21 protein-coding genes are annotated in these 23930 nt (G+C 68.9%); 9 read left to right on the forward strand and 12 right to left on the reverse strand.

The window, feature by feature from the left end; translation table 11 throughout:
* Positions 1 to 16: 16 nt before the first annotated feature.
* Complete coding sequence (locus D1793_RS06290) at positions 17 to 1405, forward strand: nucleobase:cation symporter-2 family protein (RefSeq protein ID WP_119021395.1); 1389 nt, start codon at positions 17 to 19, stop codon at positions 1403 to 1405.
* Between the two features lie 140 nt (positions 1406 to 1545).
* The gene (locus tag D1793_RS06295) at positions 1546 to 2169 is read left to right on the forward strand and encodes a phosphoribosyltransferase family protein (protein WP_119021396.1); all 624 of its coding nucleotides are present in this window, start codon (positions 1546 to 1548) and stop codon (positions 2167 to 2169) included.
* A 123-nt stretch (positions 2170 to 2292) separates the two neighbouring features.
* On the opposite strand, the gene D1793_RS06300 is transcribed toward D1793_RS06295, so the two are convergent.
* Together D1793_RS06300 and D1793_RS06305 are read right to left on the reverse strand one after the other, a co-directional pair.
* Positions 2293 to 2649, reverse strand: a complete 357-nt coding sequence (locus D1793_RS06300) for a phasin family protein (protein WP_119021397.1) — start codon at positions 2647 to 2649, stop codon at positions 2293 to 2295.
* A gap of 131 nt (positions 2650 to 2780) precedes the next feature.
* Entirely contained in the window at positions 2781 to 3488 is a 708-nt protein-coding gene (locus D1793_RS06305) for a glutathione S-transferase N-terminal domain-containing protein (RefSeq protein ID WP_119021398.1), read from the reverse strand.
* Positions 3489 to 3847: 359 nt separating this feature from the next.
* Here D1793_RS06305 and D1793_RS06310 point away from each other — a divergent pair, with 359 nt between their 5' ends.
* From D1793_RS06310 to D1793_RS06330, 5 genes are all read left to right on the forward strand, one after another.
* Positions 3848 to 5548, forward strand: a complete 1701-nt coding sequence (locus D1793_RS06310; RefSeq protein ID WP_119021399.1) for an L-lactate permease — start codon at positions 3848 to 3850, stop codon at positions 5546 to 5548.
* Positions 5549 to 5737: 189 nt separating this feature from the next.
* Positions 5738 to 7243, forward strand: a complete 1506-nt coding sequence (glcD, locus tag D1793_RS06315; RefSeq protein WP_119021400.1) for a glycolate oxidase subunit GlcD — start codon at positions 5738 to 5740, stop codon at positions 7241 to 7243.
* 14 nt (positions 7244 to 7257) lie between these two features.
* On the forward strand, positions 7258 to 8358 hold the full coding sequence (gene glcE, locus D1793_RS06320; protein WP_119021401.1) for a glycolate oxidase subunit GlcE: 1101 nt from the start codon (positions 7258 to 7260) through the stop codon (positions 8356 to 8358).
* Between the two features lie 21 nt (positions 8359 to 8379).
* Entirely contained in the window at positions 8380 to 9612 is a 1233-nt protein-coding gene (glcF, locus tag D1793_RS06325) for a glycolate oxidase subunit GlcF (protein WP_119021402.1), read from the forward strand.
* A 164-nt stretch (positions 9613 to 9776) separates the two neighbouring features.
* The gene (locus tag D1793_RS06330) at positions 9777 to 10178 is read left to right on the forward strand and encodes a heme-binding protein (RefSeq protein ID WP_119021403.1); all 402 of its coding nucleotides are present in this window, start codon (positions 9777 to 9779) and stop codon (positions 10176 to 10178) included.
* Positions 10179 to 10274: 96 nt separating this feature from the next.
* Here the strand turns inward: D1793_RS06330 and D1793_RS06335 are convergent, their stop codons facing one another.
* From D1793_RS06335 to D1793_RS06380, 10 genes are all read right to left on the reverse strand, one after another.
* Entirely contained in the window at positions 10275 to 10799 is a 525-nt protein-coding gene (locus D1793_RS06335; RefSeq protein WP_119021404.1) for a gamma carbonic anhydrase family protein, read from the reverse strand.
* Between the two features lie 32 nt (positions 10800 to 10831).
* Positions 10832 to 11866: a low-specificity L-threonine aldolase gene (gene ltaE, locus D1793_RS06340; protein WP_119021405.1), complete on the reverse strand. Its 1035-nt coding sequence runs from the start codon at positions 11864 to 11866 to the stop codon at positions 10832 to 10834.
* Positions 11867 to 11951: 85 nt separating this feature from the next.
* The gene (locus D1793_RS06345) at positions 11952 to 14960 is read right to left on the reverse strand and encodes an FAD-binding and (Fe-S)-binding domain-containing protein (protein ID WP_119021406.1); all 3009 of its coding nucleotides are present in this window, start codon (positions 14958 to 14960) and stop codon (positions 11952 to 11954) included.
* A 27-nt stretch (positions 14961 to 14987) separates the two neighbouring features.
* Positions 14988 to 16193, reverse strand: coding sequence for an aminotransferase class V-fold PLP-dependent enzyme (locus D1793_RS06350; protein ID WP_119021407.1), 1206 nt, complete (start codon positions 16191 to 16193; stop codon positions 14988 to 14990).
* A gap of 98 nt (positions 16194 to 16291) precedes the next feature.
* Positions 16292 to 17479, reverse strand: coding sequence for a CoA transferase (locus tag D1793_RS06355; RefSeq protein WP_119021408.1), 1188 nt, complete (start codon positions 17477 to 17479; stop codon positions 16292 to 16294).
* Positions 17480 to 17530: 51 nt separating this feature from the next.
* Complete coding sequence (locus tag D1793_RS06360; RefSeq protein ID WP_119021409.1) at positions 17531 to 18316, reverse strand: enoyl-CoA hydratase; 786 nt, start codon at positions 18314 to 18316, stop codon at positions 17531 to 17533.
* Positions 18317 to 18442: 126 nt separating this feature from the next.
* On the reverse strand, positions 18443 to 19726 hold the full coding sequence (locus D1793_RS06365; RefSeq protein ID WP_119021410.1) for a TRAP transporter large permease: 1284 nt from the start codon (positions 19724 to 19726) through the stop codon (positions 18443 to 18445).
* Complete coding sequence (locus D1793_RS06370; RefSeq protein WP_119021411.1) at positions 19723 to 20313, reverse strand: TRAP transporter small permease; 591 nt, start codon at positions 20311 to 20313, stop codon at positions 19723 to 19725. The genes D1793_RS06365 and D1793_RS06370 overlap by 4 nt, the downstream gene beginning before the upstream one ends.
* A gap of 90 nt (positions 20314 to 20403) precedes the next feature.
* Positions 20404 to 21378, reverse strand: coding sequence for a TRAP transporter substrate-binding protein (locus D1793_RS06375; protein WP_205527637.1), 975 nt, complete (start codon positions 21376 to 21378; stop codon positions 20404 to 20406).
* A 214-nt stretch (positions 21379 to 21592) separates the two neighbouring features.
* The gene (locus tag D1793_RS06380) at positions 21593 to 22054 is read right to left on the reverse strand and encodes a heme-binding protein (protein WP_119021412.1); all 462 of its coding nucleotides are present in this window, start codon (positions 22052 to 22054) and stop codon (positions 21593 to 21595) included.
* 179 nt (positions 22055 to 22233) lie between these two features.
* Here D1793_RS06380 and D1793_RS06385 point away from each other — a divergent pair, with 179 nt between their 5' ends.
* Entirely contained in the window at positions 22234 to 22902 is a 669-nt protein-coding gene (locus D1793_RS06385) for a GntR family transcriptional regulator (protein WP_119021413.1), read from the forward strand.
* Positions 22903 to 23003: 101 nt separating this feature from the next.
* Entirely contained in the window at positions 23004 to 23921 is a 918-nt protein-coding gene (locus D1793_RS06390; RefSeq protein ID WP_119023605.1) for a DMT family transporter, read from the forward strand.
* Positions 23922 to 23930: the final 9 nt, after the last annotated feature.

Here is a 23930-nt window from a genome sequence, read left to right on the forward strand (position 1 = left end):
AGCTGCGAGCCCGACCATGACCAGACCCCGTTCCGCGCCCCATCCCGAGACGAACCCCACTCGCACCATCAACCGCGACCCGGACGCGATGCCGCCGCTCTCCAAGGCGATTCCCCTGGGGCTGCAGCACATCATGGCGATGTTCGCCGGCAACGTGACTCCGCCCATCATCATCGCCGGCGTGATCGGCGCCGCCACCGGCGAGACGATCTTCCTGATCCAGGTGGCCCTCTTCGTGGCCGGGGTCTCGACCCTGATCCAGACCATTGGCGTGGGCCCCATCGGCGCCCGCCTACCCATCGTCCAGGGCACCAGCTTCGGCTTCCTGCCGGTGGCGCTGCCCCTGGCCAACGCCTTCGGGCTGGCCGCCGTGCTCGGCGCCTCCTTGATCGCCGGCCTGCTGCAGGTGGTGCTGGGGGCCTTCCTCAGGAAGATCCGCCACTGGTTCTCACCGGTGGTCACGGGCATCGTGGTGCTGCTGATCGGCATCACGCTGATGCCGGTCGGCCTCAACTACGCCGCCGGTGGCGTGGGATCCGACGACTTCGCCTCGCCCACCAACCTGCTGCTGGCGCTCTTCGTGCTGGTGGTGTGCATCGCCGTTCACCAGCTGGGCCGCGGTTTCGTCAAGGCCTCCTCGATCCTCTTCGGGCTGCTGGCCGGCTACCTGGTGGCCATCGCACTGGGCATGGTGGACTTCACCAACCTGCGCGAGGCGGCCTGGTTCGCCGTGCCGCGCCCGCTGCAGTACGGGATGGAGTTCCACCTCACCGCCATCGTCGGCATGGTGCTGATCATGTTCGTGGTGGGGCTGGAGACCATCGGCAACATCTCGGCCATCACCACCGGCGGCGCGGGCCGCCCGGCCAAGGACCGCGAGCTCTCGGGCGGCGTGATGGCCGACGGCGTGGCCACCTCCTTCGCCGCGCTCTTCAATACCCTGCCCAACACCGCCTACGCCCAGAACGTGGGCCTGATCACCCTGACCGGCGTGGTCAGCCGCCATGTGGTGACCATCGGTGGCATCCTGCTGATCTGCATGGGGCTGTTTCCCAAGCTGGGCGGCCTGGTGGCGGCCATGCCCCACGCGGTGCTGGGCGGTGCCGGCGTGGTGATGTTCGGCATGATCGCCTCGGCGGGCCTCAAGATCATCCAGGAGTGCGAGCTCGACCAGCGCGCCATGCTGATCATCGCGGTTTCCCTGAGCCTCGGCATCGGCCTGCCCGCCGTGGAGGCGATCTCCGAGACCATGCCCGGCCAGGTGGGGCTGCTGCTGAAGTCGGGCCTGGTCCCGGCGGCGCTGGCCGCCCTGCTGCTCGACGCCATCCTGCCCGGCAAGCCGAAGCGCCAGCGCGGCGGCGAGGACGCCAAGGCCGAGGCCGGCAAGGCCGAGTCCAACGCCTGACGCCCGACTTCGCCTCTCCTGTCCACCACCCCTTTCGCCACCCAGGCGCCGCCGGAGACCCCGGCGGCGCGCGCGTCTTCGCCTGCTCGCCCGGGCCACCTCGGCTAGACTTCTCTCGAACGCATTGCGGAGGGATAGCCATGTACCGCGACCGACTGGAGGCGGCCAGGCACCTGGCCGAGGCCCTGGGCCACCTGAAGGGGGAGCGCCCTCTGGTGCTGGCCATTCCCCGCGGCGGCGTGCCCATGGGCCGGGTGATCGCTGACGCGCTGGAGGGCGAGCTGGACGTGGTGCTGGTGCGCAAGATCGGCGCGCCCGGCAATCCCGAGTACGCCATCGGGGCGGTCAGCGAGGACGGCAGCGTCCACCTGGAGCAGCAGGCCAGGCAGTGCCGCCAGGAGTGGCTGACCGGGGCGATCGAGGAGCAGCGCAACCTGATCGACGAACGCCGCCGACGCTACACGCCGGTGCGCTCGCCCATCGACCCGGCCGGGCGGACGGTGGTGGTGGTGGACGACGGCAGCGCCACCGGGGCCACCATGGCCGCGGCACTCGCCACCTTGCGCCAGCGAGCGCCAGCCCGGCTCATCGCCGCCCTCGGCGTGGCTCCGCCGGATACCCTGGCACGGCTCGAGGCCCTGGCCGACGAGGTGGTCTGCCTCGAGGCCCCCGCCCGCTTCGGCGCGGTGGGGCAGTTCTTCGCCGACTTCGGCCAGGTGGAGGATGGCGAGGTCATCCGCCTGCTGGGTCAGACGACGCCCTGAGCCGCCCGCCTCGGCGACCACCTACGTCACGGGTCACCTACGTCACGGGTCACCAACACACGGGCCGCCCCGAGATGGGGCGGCCCGTTCGATGTCGCGGCCGGCGTGGCGCCGGCGCCTGCCTTACTTGGCGGCGGCGGTCGCGGACTTCAGGCTTTCCTCGACCAGCTTCTGGCTCTTCTGCAGGAAGTCCTGGCCGAGGGCATTGACCTTCTCGGCATCGGCCTTCATCCGCTCGCCCAGGTCCTGGGCCGCCTTCTGCTGACCTTCCACGACCTTCTTGAGGCCATCGGCATCACGCACGTCGATCCAGGCGCGCGCCTGGGCCAGGCCGAGGTCGGTGTAGGTCCGGGCCGCTTCCATCTGGGCGGCCATCAGCTTCTCGTAGTACTCGAGCGTCAGGGAGCCATAGGCGCGTGCCGGCTCGACGAACAGGCCCTCGAACTGCTCGGTGGCCTTTTGGGTGGTTGCCTTGGTCATGGAACACCTCCGTCTACCTTGGGAAGACAGGGCACTTCGCCCTGCGCTGCATTGCAACATAGCAGGCGATTTTGTGCGATGCAACATGGCGAAGGCCCATTCTGCTCATGCCTCCTGCCGCTCCCTGACCTTCAGCGGTAGGCCCCCTCGATATCGGTGATGCGCATGGCGCGGCGCCCCAGGCCGCCGTGCTGGTCGAGCATGCGCTCGAGCCAGGCGTAGACCGGGTCGGCGTTGGAGACCAGGTCGGCGCTCGACACGCAGCGCGCCCACATGAAGCTGCCGAACACCAGGTAGTCGCCGGCCGCGGGCGCCTCGCCGTCGATGTAGTCCGCCTCCTTCAGTCGGCCGCGCAGCGGCTCGAGCGCCGCATCCAGCTGCGAGAGCCCCTTCGCCGGCGAGTGGAACTCCTCCAGGGTGCGACCGAGGCGCTTCTCGCGGGTGTTGCGAAAGTAGTCGCGATCGTCGGGGTGAATGGCGTTGAGCAGGTCCATGATGATGGTGCGCAGCATGGCCGGCTGCAGGGAGCGCTCCGCGTAGTGCTTGAGGAAGCTCGCTCGCCCCTCGGCCAGGGCGTCACCGAACAGCGGGGACTCGGGGTAGGCGCGATCCAGGTAGCGCAGGATGGCGTAGCTGTCGGTGACCGTCTCGTCACCGTCGACCAGCACCGGCACCTTGTCGTGATCGGCAAAGGCCAGCGCCGCCCTGTCATTGAAGCGCCAGGGGCGGGTCTCGGCCTCCAGCCCCTTGTGGGCAAGCGCATAGCGCACCCGCCAGCAGTAGGGCGAGAAGCGCAGCCCCTCATCGATGCCGCAGAGATCAAAGAGCACCCGTGTCATGACGTTCCCCCGTTGCGATTGGCGTGTCCCCGGCAGTGTGCCAGCCTTTTCCCGCCCCCGCCACGCGGCATGCCAAGGCCCATCCGGCCCCGCCCTCCCTGTCCTTTAGTCTATAGTCAGGAGACGCCGTTTTGCGGCAGACCTCGAGCGCTACCGAACAACCCATTGTTGAAAAAGGCATTTCCTTATTTCAGACATTGCGAAAACAAGAATTCGATTGGTAATACCAATTCTCCACCGCTGGCGAGTCAACGCTCCCAGGGCGTATCTTTCGCGCATCCGCCGTGCCCCCGGCAGGCGGAGTCGCGCCACCTCATTGCAGACAACATCATCACAACAGTCGAGGGGAAACCTGCCTCATGAATGACACCCTACTTGCGCTGCTGGCCTTTACGCCTCTGGTGCTGGCCGGTGTACTGCTGATCGGCTTCCGGATGCCGGCCAAGACCGCAATGCCGGCCGTCTACGTGGTCACCGCCCTTATCGCCCTGCTCGCCTGGGACATGAGCTTCAACCGGGTACTGGCTTCGACCCTTCAGGGTCTGATCCTCACCGTGTCGATCCTGTGGATCATCTTCGGGGCCATCCTGCTGCTCAACACCCTGAAGCACTCCGGCGGCATCACCGCGATCCGCAACGGCTTCTCCGGCATCAGCCCCGACCGCCGTGTCCAGGCCATCATCGTCGCCTGGCTGTTCGGCTGCTTCATCGAGGGCGCTTCCGGCTTCGGCACCCCGGCCGCCGTGGCCGCGCCGCTGATGGTGGCACTCGGCTTCCCGGCACTGGCCGCCGTGGTGGTGGGCATGATGATCCAGTCAACCCCGGTCTCCTTCGGCGCCGTGGGCACCCCGATCGTGGTGGGCGTCACCGGCGGCATCAACCGCGATGGCATCGCCGAGGCGCTGGAAGCCGGCGGCTACACCTGGATGGAGTACTTCCGCCTGATCGCCGCCGAGGTGGCCGTGATCCACGGCATCGTCGGCATCCTGATGCCGCTGATCATGGTGGTGATCATGGTCAAGTTCTTCGGTGCCAGCAAATCCTGGAAGGAGGGCCTCTCCATTGCCCCCTTCGCGATCTTCGCCGGCGTCGCCTTCGTGGTGCCCTACATGCTGGCCGGCGTGCTGCTCGGCCCGGAATTCCCGTCGATGATCGGCGCCATGGTCGGCCTGGCCGTCGTCGTGCCCGCGGCCCGTCGCGGCTTCCTGATTCCCAAGGATGTCTGGGACTTCCCCGAGCGCAAGTCCTGGCCGGACGAGTGGATCGGCAAGCTGGAAATCAAGCTGGACGACATCGCCGGCAAGGCGCCGATCTCCACCCTGATGGGCTGGGTACCCTACGTGCTGCTGGCCGTCTTCCTGGTCGCTTCTCGTACCATCGACCCGCTGCGTGAGGCGCTCAACGCCTGGACCTTCGGCTGGAGCAATATCCTCGGCGAGGCCGGCGTTTCCGGGAGCATTGCCCCCCTCTACCTGCCGGGCGGCATCCTGCTGATGGTGGTGCTGGTCACCGCCCTGCTGCACCGCATGCGCATCAGTGAGCTCGGAGCCGCCTTCGGCGAATCCTCCAAGACCATTCTCGGCGCCGGCTTCGTGCTGATCTTCACCATCCCCATGGTGCGGATCCTGATCAACTCCGGTGTCAACGCGGCGGACCTGGTCTCCATGCCGGTGGCCATGGCGCAGTTCGTGGCCGACGGTGTGGGTGGGGTCTATCCCTTCTTCGCCCCGGCCGTGGGTGCCCTGGGCGCCTTCATCGCCGGCTCCAACACCGTGTCCAACTTGATGCTGGCCGAGTTCCAGTTCAACGTGGCACAGCAGCTCGGCATCTCCACCGCCATGATGGTGGCCCTGCAGGCCGTGGGCGCCGCGGCGGGCAACATGATCGCCATCCACAACGTGGTCGCGGCGTCTGCCACCGTGGGCCTGCTGGGCCGCGAGGGCATCACCATCCGCAAGACCATCCTGCCGACCATCTACTACCTGGTCTTCACCGGCATCATCGCGATGGTGGCCTTCTATGTGATGGGCATCTCCGATCCGCTGATGCGGGTGGGTTGATGGTACGAGCATGACGCTCACCGGGCCTCGCCGACTCTCGGCGGGGCCCGGTCATTTTCCGCCCATCTCCCCTCTGAACGGAGCCAACTCCTCTTCTATATGGAACAATTTTCCATGGATTAATGGAAAATATTTTCATACAATTGACATCTACACTGAAGAGATACCTCCCTCTCCTCCGGAGTCATCATGAACACCCTCTTCGATGAACGACTCGATGGCGAAGTGGCCCGGCGCGATCCCGCCGAGGTACTCGCCGACCTGCGCCAGGCACTCCCCGGCATGACCCTGCTGCACCGCGAGGAGGACCTGCGGCCCTTCGAGTGCGACGGCCTCTCCGCCTACCGCGCCCTGCCGATGCTGGTGGCGCTGCCCGAGACCCTCGAGCAGGTCGAGACCCTGCTCAAGCGCTGCCGCGCCCTGGGCGTCCCGGTGGTGACTCGCGGCGCCGGCACCGGCCTCTCCGGCGGCGCCCTGCCGCTGGAGCACGGCGTGCTGCTGGTGCTGTCGCGTTTCAACCGCATCCTCGAGATCGACCCCGACGCGCGCACCGCCCGAGTCCAGCCCGGGGTGCGCAACCTGGCGATCTCCGAGGCGGCGGCGCCCTACGGGCTCTACTACGCCCCGGACCCCTCCTCCCAGATCGCCTGCTCCATCGGCGGCAACGTGGCGGAGAACGCCGGTGGCGTACACTGCCTGAAGTACGGGCTGACCGTGCACAACGTGATCCGGGTCGAGGTGCTGACCATCGAGGGCGAGCGCATGACGCTCGGCTCCGACGCCCTGGACGCGCCGGGCTTCGACCTGCTCGCCCTGTTCACCGGCTCCGAGGGCATGCTCGGCGTGGTCACCGAGGTGACCGTCAAGCTGCTGCCCAAGCCGGAGAGCGCCAAGGTGCTGATGGCGAGCTTCGACGACATCGAGAAGGCCGGCAACGCCGTGGGCGCCATCATCGCCGCGGGCATCATCCCCGGGGGCCTGGAGATGATGGACAACCTGGCGATCCGCGCCGCCGAGGACTTCATCGGCGCCGGCTACCCGGTGGAGGCCGAGGCGATCCTGCTTTGCGAGCTGGATGGCGTCGAGGCCGACGTCGACGACGACTGCCAGACCGTGCGCCGCGTGCTGGAACAGGCCGGTGCCACCGGCATCCAGCAGGCCCGCGACGAGGCCGAGCGCGCGCTGTTCTGGGCCGGGCGCAAGAATGCCTTCCCGGCGGTAGGCCGCATGTCCCCGGACTACTACTGCATGGACGGCACCATTCCCCGCCGCGAGCTGGCCCGGGTGCTCAAGGGCATCGGTGCGCTGGGCGAGGAGTACGGCCTGCGCGTGGCCAACGTCTTCCACGCCGGTGACGGCAACATGCACCCGCTGATCCTCTTCGATGCCAACCAGCCCGGCGAATTCGAGCGCGCCGAGGAGCTGGGCGGGCGCATTCTCGAGCTGTGCGTCGAGGTGGGCGGCACCATCACCGGCGAGCACGGGGTGGGTCGCGAGAAGATCCACCAGATGTGCGTGCAGTTCAGCCCCGGAGAGCTCGCCACCTTCCGGGCCGCCAAGCGCGCCTTCGACCCCGACGAGCTGCTCAACCCGGGCAAGAACATTCCCACCCCGGCGCGCTGCTCCGAGTTCCGCCTGACCAAGAGCGCCGGCGACGCCCCCGCCCCGACCCAGGCCCCAGAGAGCCAAGGCTGAGAGACTTCGACGACATGGTGACGACTCACGATATCCCGAGCCAGGACGCCAGCGAGGCGCTGGCCGACCGCATCCGCCGTGCCGAGGCCGAGGGTACCCCCCTGCGCATCGTCGGCGGCGACACCAAGGCCTTCTATGGGCGCAAGGTCGAGGGCGAGGCGCTCTCGACCCGGGAGCACCGCGGCATCACCGAGTACGACCCGGTGGAGCTGATCGTCTCGGTGCGTACCGGCACGCCGCTTCGCGAACTGGAGGCCGCCCTGGCCGCCAACGGCCAGATGCTGCCCTGCGAGCCGCCCCACTTCGGCGAGGACGCCACCGTGGGCGGCATGATCGCCACCGGCCTCTCCGGCCCGCGCCGCCCCTGGGCCGGCAGCGTGCGCGACTTCGTGCTGGGCACGCGGGTCATCACCCGCCAGGGCAGCGAGCAGCGCTTCGGCGGCCAGGTGATGAAGAACGTCGCCGGCTACGACCTCTCGCGGCTGATGGTGGGCGCCCAGGGCACCCTGGGGCTGCTGACCGAGGTCTCCATGAAGGTGCTGCCGCTGCCCGGCGCCAGCCGCAGCCTGCACCTGGACATGCCGCTGGCCCAGGCCCTCGTGAAACTCTCCGAGTGGGGCCGTCAGCCGCTGCCCATCACCGCCGCGGCCTGGCTCGACGGCGCCCTGCACCTGCGTCTGGAGGGCGGACCGAGCTCGGTGGCCGCCACCGCCGAGCGGCTGGGCGGCGACGAGCTCAAGCCCGACTTCTGGGCCGCCCTGAACGAGCAGCGCCTGGCCTTCTTCGCCAGGGATGACGGCCGCGCCCTGTGGCGCCTCTCGCTGCCCCACCACACCCCGGTGCTCGAGCTTCCCGGCGTCAATGATGCCGACGTGCTCTACGACTGGGCCGGTGCCCAGCGCTGGCTGAGAAGTGACCTCGACGCCGCGACCCTGCGCGAGGTGGTCGCCCGGGCCGGCGGCCACGCCACCTGCTGGCGCGGCGCCAACGGCCAGCCGGTGGACGAGCCCTTCACCCCGCTCGCCCCGCTGCTGGCCAAGTACCACCAGAACCTCAAGACCGAGCTGGACCCCAAGGGGATCTTCAATCCGGGCCGGCTCTACGCGGCATTCTGAGACAGAGGGGATAACGCCGAGATGCAGACGCATTTTTCCGAGGAAGATCTCAAGAAGCCGCATATCCGCGAGGCCGACCGGGTGTTGCGCAGCTGCGTGCACTGCGGCTTCTGCAACGCCACCTGCCCCACCTACCAGCTGCTCGGCGACGAGCGCGACGGCCCCCGCGGGCGCATCTACCTGATGAAGGAGATGCTCGAGGCCCCCGAGGGCGCCGACAAGGTGACCGAGGAGACCCGCCTGCACCTGGACCGCTGCCTGACCTGCCGCAACTGCGAGACCACCTGCCCCTCCGGCGTGGAGTACCACAAGCTGCTCGACATCGGCCGCGCCGAGATCGAGCGGCGGGTGCCCCGCAAGCCGGCCGAGCGCGCCCAGCGCTATGCGCTGCGCAAGATGCTGGTGGAGCCGAAGCGCTTCCAGGCGCTGCTCAAGCTCGGCCAGACCTTCCGGCCGCTGGTGCCCGGCGCCCTGCGCGACAAGCTGCCGCCCGCCCCCGTGGATGCCGGCAAGCGCCCCGAGGGCAGCCGCCACGCCCGCCAGATGCTGATCCTGGAGGGCTGCGTGCAGCCGGGCCTTTCGCCCAACACCAACGCCGCCACCGCCCGGGTGCTGGACCGCCTCGGCATCGGCCTGACGCCGGTGGCGGAGGCCGGCTGCTGCGGCGCCATCGACTTCCACCTGAACGCCCACGACGACGGTCGCGCCCGGGCGCGGGCCAACATCGACGCCTGGTGGCCGCACGTCGAGGCCGGCGCGGAGGCCATCGTGCAGACCGCCAGCGGCTGCGGCGCCTTCGTCAAGGAGTACGTCGACATCCTCAAGGACGACCCGGCCTACGCCGAGAAGGCGGCCCGGGTGAGCGCGCTGGCCAGGGACCTGGTGGAGGTGCTGCGCGACGAGGCGCTAGACGCCCTCGAGGTGAAGCAGAGCCGCAAGCTCGCCTTCCACTGCCCCTGCACCCTGCAGCACGCCCAGAAGCTCGGCGGCGCCGTGGAGTCGGTGCTAACCCGGCTTGGCTTCTCGCTGACGCCGGTGGCCGATGCCCACCTCTGCTGCGGCTCGGCGGGCACCTACTCCATCACCCAGCCCGAGCTCTCGACGCAGCTGCGCGACAACAAGCTCGACAATCTCGAGGCCGGCAAGCCCGAGGTGATCGTGACGGCCAATATCGGCTGCCAGACGCACCTCAACGGCGCCAACCGCACCCCCGTCAGGCACTGGATCGAGATCGTCGATGAAGCCTTGAGCTAGGCGACTTAGTCAGATGAGCGCCGGGGATAAGGCGGAGCGAGGGTCTTTTGCCAGGGAAGGCAAAAGTAGCGCCCAGGGAGGGGTTCACAGCGCCCTCGCGAAGGCTTGTCGCCGGTAAAGCTCATCGCCGGCCAGATTCTGCAGTCCCACCCAAGGAGTTCCCCATGAAGACCAAGCCCGTACTGACCCTGACCGACGTCAACGCCATCCTCGATGCCGCCCAGAAGGAGGCCGAGGCCAACGGCTGGGGCGTGACCATCGCCGTCGCCGACGACGGCGGCCACCTGCTCGGCCTGCGCCGCATGGACAGCGCCCCGCCCTTCAGCGCCGACGTGGCCACCCAGAAGGCCCGCAACGCCTCCCTGGGCCGCCGCGAGACCCAGGCCTTCGAGGAGATGATCAACGGCGGCCGTACCGCCTTCGTCACCGCCCCCATGCAGTCGCTGCTCTCCGGCGGCGTGCCGGTGATCGTCGACGGCGAGGTGGCCGGAAGCGTCGGCATCTCCGGGGTCAAGCCCGACCAGGACGTTCAGGTGGCCAAGGCCGGCGTCGCCGCCATCGGCTGAGGCCAGATCGGTCCCGCAACGCACAGGGCCCCGCTCCGGTTGGAGCGGGGCCCTGTACGTCTGGGGCGTCGAGCCGCCGCGGGCTCGGCCGGCCGGTCAGTCGAGGCGCTTGAGCTGGCTCGCGTGGAGCCGGCCGCGCTCCACGTAGCCCGCCGCGTTCTTCTTGAGCCCCTCGATCGCCTCCGCGGAGAGTTCGCGCACCACCCTGGCCGGGGCGCCGACGATCAGCGAACCCGCCGGGAACTCCGCCCCCTCCTTGACCACGGCGCCGGCCGCCACCAGGCAGTTCTCGCCGATCACCGCGCCGTTGAGGATCACCGCCTGGATGCCCACCAGGCTGCCGTCGCCGATGGTGCAGCCGTGCAGCATCGCCTGGTGGCCCACGGTCACCCCCCGCCCCACCCGGAGCGGGAAGCCGGGGTCGGCATGGAGCACCGCCCCGTCCTGGATGTTGCTCTCCTCGCCCACCTCCAGGTGGTCGGTATCGCCGCGCAGCACCGCCTGGTACCAGACGCTGGCGCCGGCCTTGAGGGTGACCTGGCCGATCACGTCGGCGGTCTCGGCCACGTAGACATCGTCCTGAATCTCGGGGCGATGCTCCCCGTACTGATAGATCGCCATATTACGGTTCTCCTTGTGGCGTGGGCGGGGGGTCAGCTTGCCGCGGCCGCCAGGTCGCTGCCGGCCCGGGTGACGTAGTCGCCCACCGCCGCCACCACCCGCTCGATGTCCTCACGGCTCACGTCGAGGTGGGTCACCCAGCGGGTCACCGGCCCCACCGCGGCGAGGATCCCCCGGGCTTCCAGGTGTGCCTGGAGCGGCCCGCAGTGGGCCGCGGGGACGGCGGTAAACACCATGTTGGTGTCGCAGGCGCGCAGCTCGACGCCGGGGATCGCCCCGAGCCCCTCGGCCAGGCGCCGGGCGTTGTCGTGGTCGTCGGCCAGGCGCGCCACGTGATGGTCGAAGGCGTGGTGGCAGGCCGCAGCCAACAGCCCCGCCTGGCGCATGCCGCCGCCGAGGGTCTTGCGCCAGCGCCGCGCCCGGGCGATGAAGTCGGCCTCGCCCAGCAGCAGCGAGCCCACCGGCGCGCCGAGCCCCTTGGAGAAGCAGAGCGACACCGAATCGAAGCCCTCGCAGAGCTCGGCAAGCGACAGCCCCGTGGCCACCGAGGCGTTGAAGAGCCGTGCCCCGTCCAGGTGGGTGGCCAGGCCCTGGGCGTGAGCCTGGGCCGTGGCGGCCAGGGCGTAGTCCCGGGGCAGCACCTTGCCGCGGAAGGTGTTCTCCAGCGCCAGCAGGCGACTGCGGCAGTGGTGGATGTCGTCGCCCTTCACCGCGGCGCGCAGGCTCTCCAGCGCCAGGCTGCCGTCGGCCTCGTGGGGCAGCGGCTGCACGCTGATGCTGCCGAGCGCCGCCGCCCCGCCCCCCTCTTCGCGATAGATATGGGAGTACTGGCCGGCGATCACCTCCTCGCCCCGCTGGCAGTGGGTCAGCAGGGCGCAGAGGTTGCTCTGGGTCCCCGAGGGGAACAGCAGCGCGGCGGCCTTGCCGGCGCGCTCCGCCACGGCCTGTTCGAAGGCGTTGATGCTGGGGTCGTCGCCCCAGACGTCGTCGCCCACCTCGGCGCGGGCCATCGCCTCGCGCATGGCCGCGGTGGGCCGGGTCACGGTATCACTGCGCAGATCGATCATCGAAGCTCCTCGCCTCCTCTGTCGCCGGGCTGGCACTGCCGCCATGATGGGGGCTCGCGGCCGCGCATGCCAGCGGCACGCTAGGTCATGCCAGCGCCCGCTCCAGCAGCCGCGCCACGTGGATCGCCTCGCGCCCGCTGCCGTCGCGGATCTGGTGGCGGCAGCTGGTGCCATCGGCCACCAGCACGGCGTCATCGTCCGCCGCGCGGATCGCCGGCAGCAGCGAGAGCTCGGCCATCTTGAGCGAGGCCTCGTAGTGCTCCGCCTCGTAGCCGAAGCTGCCCGCCATGCCGCAGCAGGAGGACTCGATGGTCGCAACCGAAAGCTCCGGGATCCAGCCCAGCACCTGCTCCACCGGGCGCAGGGCGTCGAAGGCCTTCTGGTGGCAGTGGCCATGCAGCAGGGCGCGCCCCGGCAGCGGCTTGAGTTCGAGGGCCAGCGCCCCCGCCTGATGCGCCCGCACCAGGAACTCCTCGAAGAGGAAGGCCGACTCGGACAGCGCCCGGGCCTGGTCGCCGAAGCCGTACTGCAGGAACTCGTCACGCAGGGAGAGCAGGCAGGAGGGCTCGAGGCCGACGATGGCCACGCCGCGCTCGACGAAGGGCATCAGCGCCTCCAGGGAGCGCTTCGCCTCGGCCTTGGCCTTGTCGAACTGCCCCGAGGAGAGGTAGGTGCGTCCGCAGCAGAGCGGCCGCTCCCCCGGCTTCACGTTGAGATGCACCCGGTAGCCGGCCGCCTCCAGCACCCGCTTGGCGGCCCGGGCGTTGTCGCTCTCCATGTAGTTGTTGAAGGTATCGACGAAGAGCACCACCTCTCGGGTCGCCTGGTCCGAGGAGGCCGGAGGCGCCGAGGCGTGGGACTCCTTGAGAAAATCACCGGTGAAGGCCGGGAAGCGGCGCTCGGGGGCCAGGCCCAGCGCCCTCTTGAGCGGCCGCGCCACGGCATCGACGCGCTCCACGGCGCCCAGCAGCCCGGCAAACCGCTTCGCCCAGGGCGCATAGCGCGGCATCTCGCCGACCAGGCGGTCGCGCAGGGCGAGCCCCTTGACTCTGGCGCGGGCGGCGCGGGCCTCGATCTTGAACTTGGCCATGTCCACCCCGGTGGGGCAGTCGCGCTTGCACCCCTTGCAGGAGACGCAGAGATCCAGCGCCTCCTTGACCTCGTCACCGGCCAGGCCCGCCTCGCCCAGCTGGCCCGAGAGCACCAGGCGCAGGGTGTTGGCCCGCCCGCGGGTGAGGTGCTGCTCGTCCTTGGTGATGCGGTAGCTGGGGCACATGGTGCCGGCGTCGAACTTGCGGCAGTGGCCGTTGTTGTTGCACATCTCCACCGCCATGGCCAGGCCATGGGTGGCGTCGCCGGCGCTGCCGGGCCCGCCCTGCTCGCCGGTCAGCGGGTCGCGGGTGACGTTCCAGGCCGACCAGTCGAACAGCGGCGTGAGCGGGATGCGCTGGTAGCTGGTGGGAAAGCGGAAGTAGGCCTCGTCGTCCATCTTCGGGGTGTCGACGATCTTGCCGGGGTTGAGCAGGTTCTCCGGGTCGAAGGCCCCCTTCACCGCCCGGAAGGCGTCGTTCAGGGTCTCGCCGAACTGCCAGGCCACCCACTCGCCGCGGCACAGGCCGTCGCCGTGCTCGCCGGAGTAGGCCCCCTTGTACTCGCGCACCAGCGCGGAGGCCTGCTCGGCAATCTCGCGCATCTTGCGGGCGCCGTCGCGGCGCATGTCGAGGATCGGCCGCACGTGCAGGGTGCCGACGCTGGCGTGGGCGTACCAGGTGCCCTCGGTGCCGTAGCGGTGGAACACCTCGGTGAGCTTGTCGGTGTACTCGGCGAGGTGCTCCAGGGGCACCGCGCAATCCTCGATGAAGGAGACCGGCTTCCCGTCCCCCTTCATGCTCATCATGATGTTGAGCCCCGCCTTGCGCACGTTCCACAGCGCCGCCTGCTCGGCGGCCTCGGGCATCTCCACCACGCTGCCGGGCAGGCCGAGGTCGGCCATCAGCTCGGTGAGGCGCTTGAGCGAGGCGAGCTGGGCCTCGCGCTCCTCGCCGGCGAACTCCACCAGCAGCACCGCCTGGGGCTGGCCGATCAGCGCCTTCTCGATCACCGGGCGGAAGGCCGGGTTCTCGAGCGACAGGTCGATCATGGTGCGGTCGACCAGCTCCACCGCCGTGGGGTCGAGTTTGACGATGTGCTGGGTGACGTCCATCGCCTGGTAGAAGGTGGGGAAGTTCACCACCCCCAGCACCTTGTGCACGGGCAGCGGCGAGAGCCTGAGCGTGATGCGCCGGCTCACCCCCAGGGTGCCCTCCGAGCCCACCAGCAGGTGAGCCAGGTTGACCCGCTCCCGCGCATCGTAGGGCTTGGGGTTCTGGCAGTCGAAGAGGTCCAGGTTGTAGCCGCCGACCCGGCGCAGCACCTTGGGGAAGTGCTCGCGGATCTCCGGGGCGACCCCGTCGGCGATGGCCTTGACCTTGTCCGCCAGTGCCCGCACCGGCCCGCTCTCGGGCAGCTCGTCGAGGAAGCCGAAGTGCCCCTCGCTGCCGTCGGCGAGCCAGGCGTCGACCCCCAGCACGTTGTGGACCATGTTGCCGTAGCGGATCGAGCGCGAGCCGCAGGAGTTGTTGCCGGTCATGCCGCCGAGGGTGCACTGGGCGCTGGTGGAGACATCCACCGGGTACCAGAGCCCATGGGGCTTGAGCCAGGCGTTGAGGTGGTCGAGCACGATGCCGGGTTCCACCACCACGGTGCGCGCCTCGGCGTCGAACTCGATGACCTCGTTGAGCCAGCGGGTGGTGTCGATCACCAGCGCCTCGCCCACCGTCTGGCCGCACTGGCTGGTACCCGCACCGCGGGCCAGGATCGGCACCCGGGCATCGCGGGCGATCTGCAGCGCCGCGGTCAGATCCTGCTGGTGGCGGGGGATCACCACCCCCACCGGGGTCACCTGGTAGATCGAGGCGTCGGTGGAGTAGCGGCCTCGGGAGGCCTGGTCGAACAGCACCTCGCCTTCCAGCTCCCGGGAGAGGCGCGCCGCCAGCTCGGTCACCGGCTTGACCCGGGCATCCGGGGCCGTGGTCTTGTCCGTCAGAGACGTCATCGTGCCATCCTCATGCCGTGACGGGGGTTAGCGGGCATCCAGAGGATGCTGGGCGAAGTAGTCCAGCGCCGCGGTCACGCCGCTGCCGGCCAGCGGCACGCCGGCGAGCCTCATGCCGGCCTCGCAGCCGCCCAGGGTAGCGATCAGGGTGAGGTCGTTGCAGTCGCCCAGGTGGCCGATGCGGAACATCTTGCCCTTGGCCTTGCCGAGGCCCATGCCCAGCGAGAGGTCGAAGCGCTCGTAGATGATCTTGCGCACGGCATCGGCGTCGACCCCCTCCGGCATCACCACCCCGGTGAGCACCGGCGAGTAGACGGCCGGATCCAGGCACTGCACCTCGAGGCCCCAGGCCTCCACCGCGGTGCGCACCCCGGCGGCCCAGCGCTGGTGGCGGGCGAAGACATGGTCGAGCCCTTCATCCAGCAGCATGTCCAGCGCCTCGTTGAGGCCATAGAGCAGGTTGGTGCTGGGGGTATAGGGCCAGTAGCCGTTCCGGTTGGCCTCGAGGATCTCGTCCCAGGCCCAGAAGCTCTTGGGCATGCGGTTGTGGCGGCTTGCCTCGATGGCCTTCTCGGAGAGGGCGTTGAAGCTGATGCCCGGGGGCAGCATCAGCCCCTTCTGGGAACCGGAGATGGTGACGTCCACCCCCCACTCGTCGTGGCGGTAGTCGGCGCTGCAGAGCCCGGAGATGGTGTCCACCAGCAGCAGCGCCGGGTGGCCGGCGGCATCGATAGCGCGACGCACCGCAGCGATGTCGCTGGTGACCCCGGTGGAGGTCTCGTTGTGCACCACGCAGACCGCCTGGATCGCGTGGGCGCTGTCTTCGCGCAGGCGCGCCTCGATCATCTCGGCCTGCACGCCCTGGCGCCAGCCCTCGTAGCCCGGCAGGCCCAGGAACTCGGGCTCGAGCTGCAGGCGGCGCGCCATCTTCTGCCACAGGGTGGCAAAGTGGCCGGTCTCGAACATCAGCACCTTGTCGCCGGGCGAGAGGGTGTTGGAGAGCGCCGCCTCCCAGGCGCCGGTGCCGGAGGCGGGATAGACGATCACCGGCCCCTCGGTCTTGAACACCTTCCCGAGCTTGTCGAGCAGCTCGAGGCCCAGCGCGCCGAACTCGGGGCCGCGGTGGTCGATGGTGGGCAGGCTCATGGCGCGCAGGATGCGATCCGGCACCGGCGAGGGGCCGGGGATCTGCAGGAAGTGGCGGCCGGAGGGGTGGAAGTCGAGCTTCAGCATGGGTCTCTTCCTCGTGTTCGCTGTTGTTCTGATCGCTGTGGTTCTGATCGTTGTTGTTCTGATCGTTGCCCAATCAGGTGCCGGCCTCGGGCCAGGCGCTACTTGATGCAGCCGGCTTCACGCAGTTCGGCGAGCTCCTCGGCATCGAGCCCGAGCCCTCCCAGCACCTCGTCGGTGTGCTGGCCAAACAGCGGCGCCGGGGCGCGGATGCTCGAGGGGGTGGCCGAGAACTTGCTCGGGAAGCCGATGGTCTTCATGCGCCCCATCACCGGATGCTCTACCTCCCGCACCATCTCCCGGGCCAGGTAGTGCTCATCGCTCATCGCCTGGGCGAAGTCGTTGATGGGGCCGGCCGGGACGCCGGCGGTGTCGCAGCGCGCGAGCCAGTCGTCCACGTCGCGCTCGGCCATGATCGTTTCCAGCAGGGCCTCGAGCGCCTCGACGTGCTGGCCGCGGTCGAAGTTGGTGAGAAAGCGCGGGTCCTCCATCAGCTCGGGGCGCTCGAGCACGTCGCCGCAGAAGCGCTCCCAGGTGCGCTGGTTGGCGCAGCCCAGCATCAGATAGCCGTTGCGGGCCTTGATCGCCTGGTAGGGGGCCGAGACGCGATGGCGCCAGCCGGTGGGCTCCGGCACCTTCCCCTCGGCGAAGTAGGCGGCGGCCTCCCAGGTGAACCAGGGAAGGCCGCACTCGGTGATGGCGATGTCGATGTGCTGGCCCTCGCCGGTGTTCATCTTGTGGATGTAGGCGGCCAGGATGGAATAGACGGCGGTGATGCCGCCGCCGATGTCGTAGACGGCGATGCCGGTCTTGAGGGGGCGGCGCCCCGGCTCGCCGGTCATCGACATCAGCCCGGACATGCCCTGGGCCACCAGGTCGAAGCCGCCGCGATGGCTGTAGGGGCCGGTCTGGCCGTAGCCGGAGATCGAGCAGTAGATGATGCCGGGGTTGATCGCCTTGACGGTGTCGTAGTCGATCTTGAGCGAGGTGGTCACGCCGGGGCGGTAGTTCTCGACGATGACGTCCGCCTCCCGGGCCAGCCGATAGAAGACCTCGCGGGCCCGCTCCTCCTTGAGGTTGAGCGAGATGCTCTTCTTGTTGCGGTTGATCTGCGCGAAGCAGGTCGACTCGTCGTTGACATAGGGGCCCATCTGGCGACTGTCGTCGCCGCCGTTGATCTTCTCCACCTTGATCACCTCGGCCCCCATGTCGCCCAGCACCATGGTGCAGTAGGGGCCCGCCATGATCTGCGAGATATCCAGGACCTTCACTCTTTCCAGGGGAAGCATGGCTTCACCTCACTTGTCGTTGTTGTGTCGTCGCCATGGTGTCATCCCGGCTCAGCGGCCGGTCCACTCGAAGGGGGTCTTGTGGAGGAACTTGTTCACCGCCGCCTTGAAATCGTCGCTCATGTAGCAGGCGGTGACCCAGTCGTCGCTCTGGTCGCGGGCCAGGCGGCGATGGGCCAGCACCCGCCCCACCAGCGCCTTGCTGGCCTGGAGGGTGAGCGGCGCCCGCCGGCCCAGCTCCGCGGCCACGGCGGCCACCTCGGCGTGAATCGCCTCCGGCGGGAAGACAGCGTTGACCAGCCCCGCCGCGCTGGCCTGGTCGGCATCGAAGAGGGTGCCGAGCATCAGCGCCTCCTTGGTCCGCGCCACCCCCAGCATGTCGATCATCCGCGAGACATTGGTGATCGAGAGGGTGTTGCCCAGGGTGCGGGCGATCGGCACGCCGAACTTCAGGCTCGGCGTGGCGTAGCGGAAGTCGCACACCAGGGCCAGCGCCGCCCCGCCGCCCACGCAGGCCCCCTCCAGCAGGGCGATGGTGGGCTTCTCCAGCGCCTCCAGCTTGCCGACCACCGCATCGATGCGCTGCTCGTAGCCGATGGCGTCCTCGGGTTCGCTGAAATGCTCGAACTGGCCGATATCGGTGCCGGCCACGAAGGCCTCGCCGCCGACCCCGTGCAGCACCACGGCGTGGATGGCGTCATCCTCACGGATGCGGTCGCAGTGCGCCGAGAGCGCGTCGTACATCTCCCAGGTCATGGCGTTGCGGCTCTCGGGGCGGTTGAAGCCCAGCCAGGCCACGCCGTCGCGCGCCTCATACAGCAGGGTATTGCCTGTCATCTCGCCTCCCCCCTGTCCTTGTGCCGGTCACGGACCTCGCGATGAATAATGAATTCACTTGTTCCGATGATCATCTGTCCCTCCCGTGTCGAGCGGCCCGGCGGAGCGCCTCCGCCGGGCCCGCCGCTAGCGGTAGAAGAGCTCCACCAGGGCCATGGGAATGGCGGGGATATAGGTCACCAGCAGCAGGACGAAGAGCAGCACGGTGATGAAGCCGATATTGGATCGGGTCACCGACCAGACGTCGGCCTTGGCGATCGAGCAGGCCGTGATCAGCACGCTCGCCACCGGCGGGGTCTGCTGGCCGATGGCCAGGTTGAGGCACACGATCAGGCCGAAGTGGACCGGGTCGATGCCGGCCGCGCCGACCAGCGGCATGACGATGGGCACCACCAGGATGATCGCCGCCGCCGAGTGCAGGAAGAGCCCGATCAGCAGGAAGAAGACGTTCAGGATCATCAGGATGACGTACTTGTTCTCGGTCAGGCTGAGCACCGCCTGGGCCAGCTGCTGGGGGGTACGCATCTCGGTCAGGAAGACCCCGATCAGGGCCGAGGCCGCCACCAGCAGCATCACCACCGCGGTCTGCTGGCCGCCGTCGATGATCGCCTTGTAGAGGGTGCGCATGTCCAGCTCGCGGTAGATCACCGCGCTGATGAAGATCGCCGCCGCTACCGCCAGGCCCGCCCCTTCGGTGGCGGTCACGAAGCCGCCGAAGATGGAACCGAGGATGATGATCGGCAGGGTCAGCGCCCAGCCGGCCTCCCTGGCGGTCTGCTTGACCCGCTTGAACTGGAACACCTCCTCCACCGGCCAGTTGTACTTGCGGGCATAGTAGTAGCTGAGCCCGGCGAGGCCGGCGGCCCCGAGCAGGCCCGGCACGATGCCGGCCACGAAGAGCTGGACGATGGAGGCGCCCGACATCACCCCGTAGAGGATCATCGGGATGGAGGGCGGAATGATGATCGCCAGTGACGCCGAGGAGGAGGTCACCGCCGCGGCGAAGGAGCTCGGATAGCCGCGCTTCTTCATGGCCGGGATCAGCACCGAGCCGGTGGCGGCCACGTCGGCCACGGCGGAGCCGGAGATCTCGGCGAAGAACAGCGACACCCCGATGTTGATCATCGCCAGGCCGCCGCGGATGAAGCCGAACAGCGCCGAGGCGAAGGCGATCAGGCGCTTGGAGATCCCGCCGGTGTTCATGATGGCCCCGGCCAGCACGAACATGGGGATCGCCAGCAGCGGGAAGCTGCTCGCCCCCTCGAACATGGTGAGGCCGACGTTGGGCAGCATGTCGATGCCCTGGTAGATCACGATGGCCGCCGTGGCGACGATCGCCAGTGCCACCGCAATGGGCAGCCCCATCAGGATCAGCCCCAGCAGGCCCCCGATCATGTAGAGCAGTGTCATGGCTGGTCCCTCCTGGTGGTCAGGGCTTCCGCGGTGAAGCCGGCCCGGGCGTTGTCACGTTCGGCCTCGGCGATGGCGTGGGCGATCTCCTCCTCCTCCTGGGTGAGGCCAGAGCGCACCTTGGCCAGGTGGGCCGGCATGCTGAGCAGCTGGGCGATGATGAAGAGTCCGGCGCCGATGGGGATGACCGACTGGGTGAAGGTGAGCGGCACCCAGCGCAGGGTGATCAGCGACATGCCCTGCATGACGTTGAGGACCACCAGGCCGGCCCAGCCGAGCACCAGGAAGAAGCCGATGAAGAGCGCCTCGGAGAGGTAGGCGATCGGCATGCGGACATTGACCGGCATGGCGGCCAGCACGCCGTCGACCCCGATATGGCCGCGCTTGAGCGCCGCCAGGGCCCCGGCGTAGTAGGTCAGCCAGACCAGCATGATGGCGGCCACCTCGTCATACCAGGAGGGGGTGCGCCAGGCATAGCGGGTCACCACCGCATAGAGCACCACCAGGGTCAGCGAGACCATCAAGACCACCGTGATGACCTCGAGCAGGCGCTCCATGATGCGGGAGAGTTGATTCACGGTACCCATGGTGTTCGACTCGTTCAGGGAAGGGGACAGGGTCCCCACGCCAGCGAGTAGCGTGGGGTGCTGCAGGCGCTGCGGGTCACGCAGGCGGCGTCAGGAGTCGTTGCCGAGCTCCAGCACCCTGTCGATCAGCTCCTGGGAGCCGGGTACCTCGCGGGCGAAGGCCTCGTAGATCGGGCCGGAGGCCTCGATGAAGACCGAGGTATCGACCTCGTTCACCTCGGTGTTGGCCTGGCGGATCACGTCGATGAGATCCTCGTCGAGCTGGGCTGCGTGCTCGTAGACGAAGTCCTGGGTCTCGCGGGCCGCCTCGATGATGATCTCCTGAATCTCCTCGGGCAGGTTGTTGAAGCGGCGGCCGGCGGTGAGGTAGGCCGGGGTATAGACGTGACCGGTCAGGGAGAGGTAGTTCTGCACCTCCTGGAAGCGCTGGCCGGCGATCTGGGCCAGCGGGTTCTCCTGGCCGTCCATGACGCCGGTCTGCAGGGCCATGAAGACCTCGGAGAGGGACATCGGCGAAGGCTCGGCGCCATACTCCTCGAACATCCGCACCCGCCAGACGCCCTGGGGGACACGCAGCTTGATGCCGCGCAGGTCCTCCGGCGTATTGATCGCACGCCGGTTGTTGGTGATATGGCGGAAGCCGTTCTCCCAGACGGCCAGGATGCGGTAGCCGTTCTGCTCGGCCAGCGGCGCCAGGTGCGGCCAGAAGATCTCCTCCTCGACCCGCTTCATGTGCTCGCGGTCCTGGATCAGGTAGGGTAGCTCGAAGAGGCCGAACTCGTCGGCCACCGACGACATGATGGTGGAGGGCAGCGCCAGGTCGACAGTGCCCAGGCGCATGCGCTGGAGTAGCTCGGAGTCGGTGCCCAGCTGGCTGGAGCCGAAGACCACCACCTGGTAGGGCTCCGGGAGGCGCTCGTTGACGAGTTCGGCGAAGTGGTCGGCGGAGTCGGCGAACAGCGAATCCGGGCCACCGACGTGGCCGAAGGTGATCTCGCGGGCCTGGAGCGGGGCCGACACCAGGGCAACGGCGGCGGCGACCGCCGTGAGACGGAGCAGATGCATGGCGCTTTTCCTCTTGTTGTAGTAATCGCTCGAGCGGGGATGCCGCCCGGATTCCGCTGGAGTTATCGTTATGTGAATCAGCGAAGCCGGATAGACGCCGCACAAATTGAATTCTTTATGCGAAATGCGTCTTCCCCTCAAGCTAGTCCCGGTCCCGAAGGGGTGTCAAGCGGTTCGTTTCAGCACAGTGTTCGCTCCCCGGCCATGGCGGGGATCACTCGGGCTCCAGACCCCAGGCGAGGCCGGCCGCCTCGATCCCGGCGATGGCGGCCCGCTCGTCCTCTGCCGAGGAGGCTCCGCTGACGCCTACCGCCCCGATCACGCACTGGTCGTCATCCAGGATCAGCACGCCGCCGGCCACCGGGATCGAGCGCCCGCCCGAGGCCGCCGCGACGCTGGCCAGGAAGGCCGGCCGCTCGGCATTGCGCTCCCCGATGACGCCGCTGGCCGCCCCGTTGCCCAGGGCCGCGAAGGCCTTGCCGCTGGCCACCGGGAAGCGCAGCGGGGCACAGCCATCCTCCCGCTCGGCGGCCACCACATGGCCGCCGCCGTCCAGCACCACCACCGTGAGCGGCTCCATCTCCTGCGCCCGCGCCAGCGCGAAGGCGCCATCCAGGATGCCTCGCGCCTCGCTGCGCCCCAGCAGTACCCGGCTGCGATAGACCTTGCCTGCCATACGCTCTCTCCTCTTGCTGTACCGAATGGAATTTTGAATTCATAATAACTTTGCACACTCTCATTGCCCGCGCCACCATGAGAAAGAGGGCCGGGGTAGAATGCCCAGGCGCACAGGGCCGTCGGCACCGGACAACGGCGCTGACAGCGCCAGCCGGCAACAGGCACAAGGAAGCGAGCATGAGCAAGATTCAGCACCGAAACCTCTACCGGGAGGTCGCCGACCGCATTCTCGACCTCATCGAGCTGGGTGACCTGGCCTCCGGTGACCGCATTCCCGAACGGGAGCTCTGCGAGCGCTTCGGCGTCTCGCGCACGCCGCTGCGCGAGGCCCTCAAGGTGCTGGCCTCCGAGGGGGCAGTGGAGCTTTTGCCCAACCGCGGCGCACGGGTCAGGCAGCTGACGCTCAAGATGGTCAAGGACACCTACGACCTGATGGGGGCCCTGGAGGGCCTGGCGGGGGAGCTGGCCTGCCAGCACATCAGCGACGAGGAGATCGCCGAGATACGCGAGCTGCATGGAAGGATGCTCGGCCACTACCGGAATCGGGAGCTGGCCGACTACTTCCGGGTCAACCGGGAGATCCACGAGGGGATCCTCGCCGCCTCGCATAACGAGGCGCTGCAGGAGATGTACAGCAATCTCAGCCAGCGGGTGAAGCGGGTGCGCTACTCCAAGCAGATGACCGACGCCTTCTGGCGCCAGGCGGTGGAAGACCACGAGGCGATGCTCGAGGCCCTGGAGCAGCGCGACGGCCGCTGGCTGGGGCAGATCCTGCGCGACCACCTCAGCAACAAGCTGGAGGTGGCCGCCATGGATGAGATCATCGACGACCGCCAGCGCGCCTGACCCACCCGCACAGCCGCGGCCGTCGCCTGACAGCCGCGCCTGAAGTAAGCTGAGGAGCCCCGCCGCCGCGGGGCTCTTCCGTGATGGCCAACGAGGATGCCATGCCCCTGCTCTATTTCCTGCCGCCGCTCGGCGCCGTGCTGATCTGGTCGGGCAACATGACCATCAACCAGCTCACCGTGGGCGCCATCGCACCCTCCAGCATCGCCTTCTTGCGCTGGGTGCTGGCGCTCGCCGTGCTCACCCCCTTCCTGGCCCCGGCGGCCTGGAAGCACCGGGCGACGATCCGCCGCGAGTGGCCGAAGCTCGCCGTGCTGGGGCTGCTCGGCATGGGGCTGTGGCAGGGGCTCGCCTACGTGGCCGCCGAGACCACCAGCGCCACCAACATGGGCATCCTGGCCGCCATGGTGCCGCTGCTCACCGTGCTGCTCAGCGCCCTGATCCTGCGCGAGCCGCCGAGCCTCGGTGGCGTGGCCGGCGGCGCCCTGGCGCTGTTCGGGGTGACCATCCTGCTGGGGCGCGGCAACCCGCTGTCGCTGCTGGAGCTGACCGTGGCCAGGGGCGACGCCCTGATGCTGGTGGCCGCCACCTGCTACGCCCTCTACGGGGTGATGCTCAAGCGCTGGCCGATCGGCCTGCCCCCCTGGGTGCTGCTCTACGCCCAGGTGATCTTCGCGGTGCTCTTCCTGCTGCCGCCCTACCTGATGGGCCCCATGACCCCGGTGGACGCGAGCAACATCGGCCTGATCCTCTATGCCGGAATCCCGGCCTCGATCATCACCACCTTCCTGTGGATGCTGGCGATCCGCCAGATCGGCGCCAGCCAGGCGAGCATCTTCATCAACCTGATGCCGCTGTTCAGCGCGCTGATCGCCATGGCGGCCCTCGGCGAGCGCATCGCGCTGTTCCACCTGCTGGGCGGCGTGCTGATCCTGGCCGGGGTGATCATGGCCCAGACCCTCACCCGGCCGCTGCTGCGCGCGCGACCCGCACCGAGCGATGCAGACCGCCCGTGCTAGACTCGGACT

Origin of the sequence: Halomonas sp. JS92-SW72 (assembly GCF_003547075.1) — a bacterium.
Taxonomy (GTDB): Bacteria; Pseudomonadota; Gammaproteobacteria; order Pseudomonadales; family Halomonadaceae; genus Halomonas; species Halomonas alkalicola.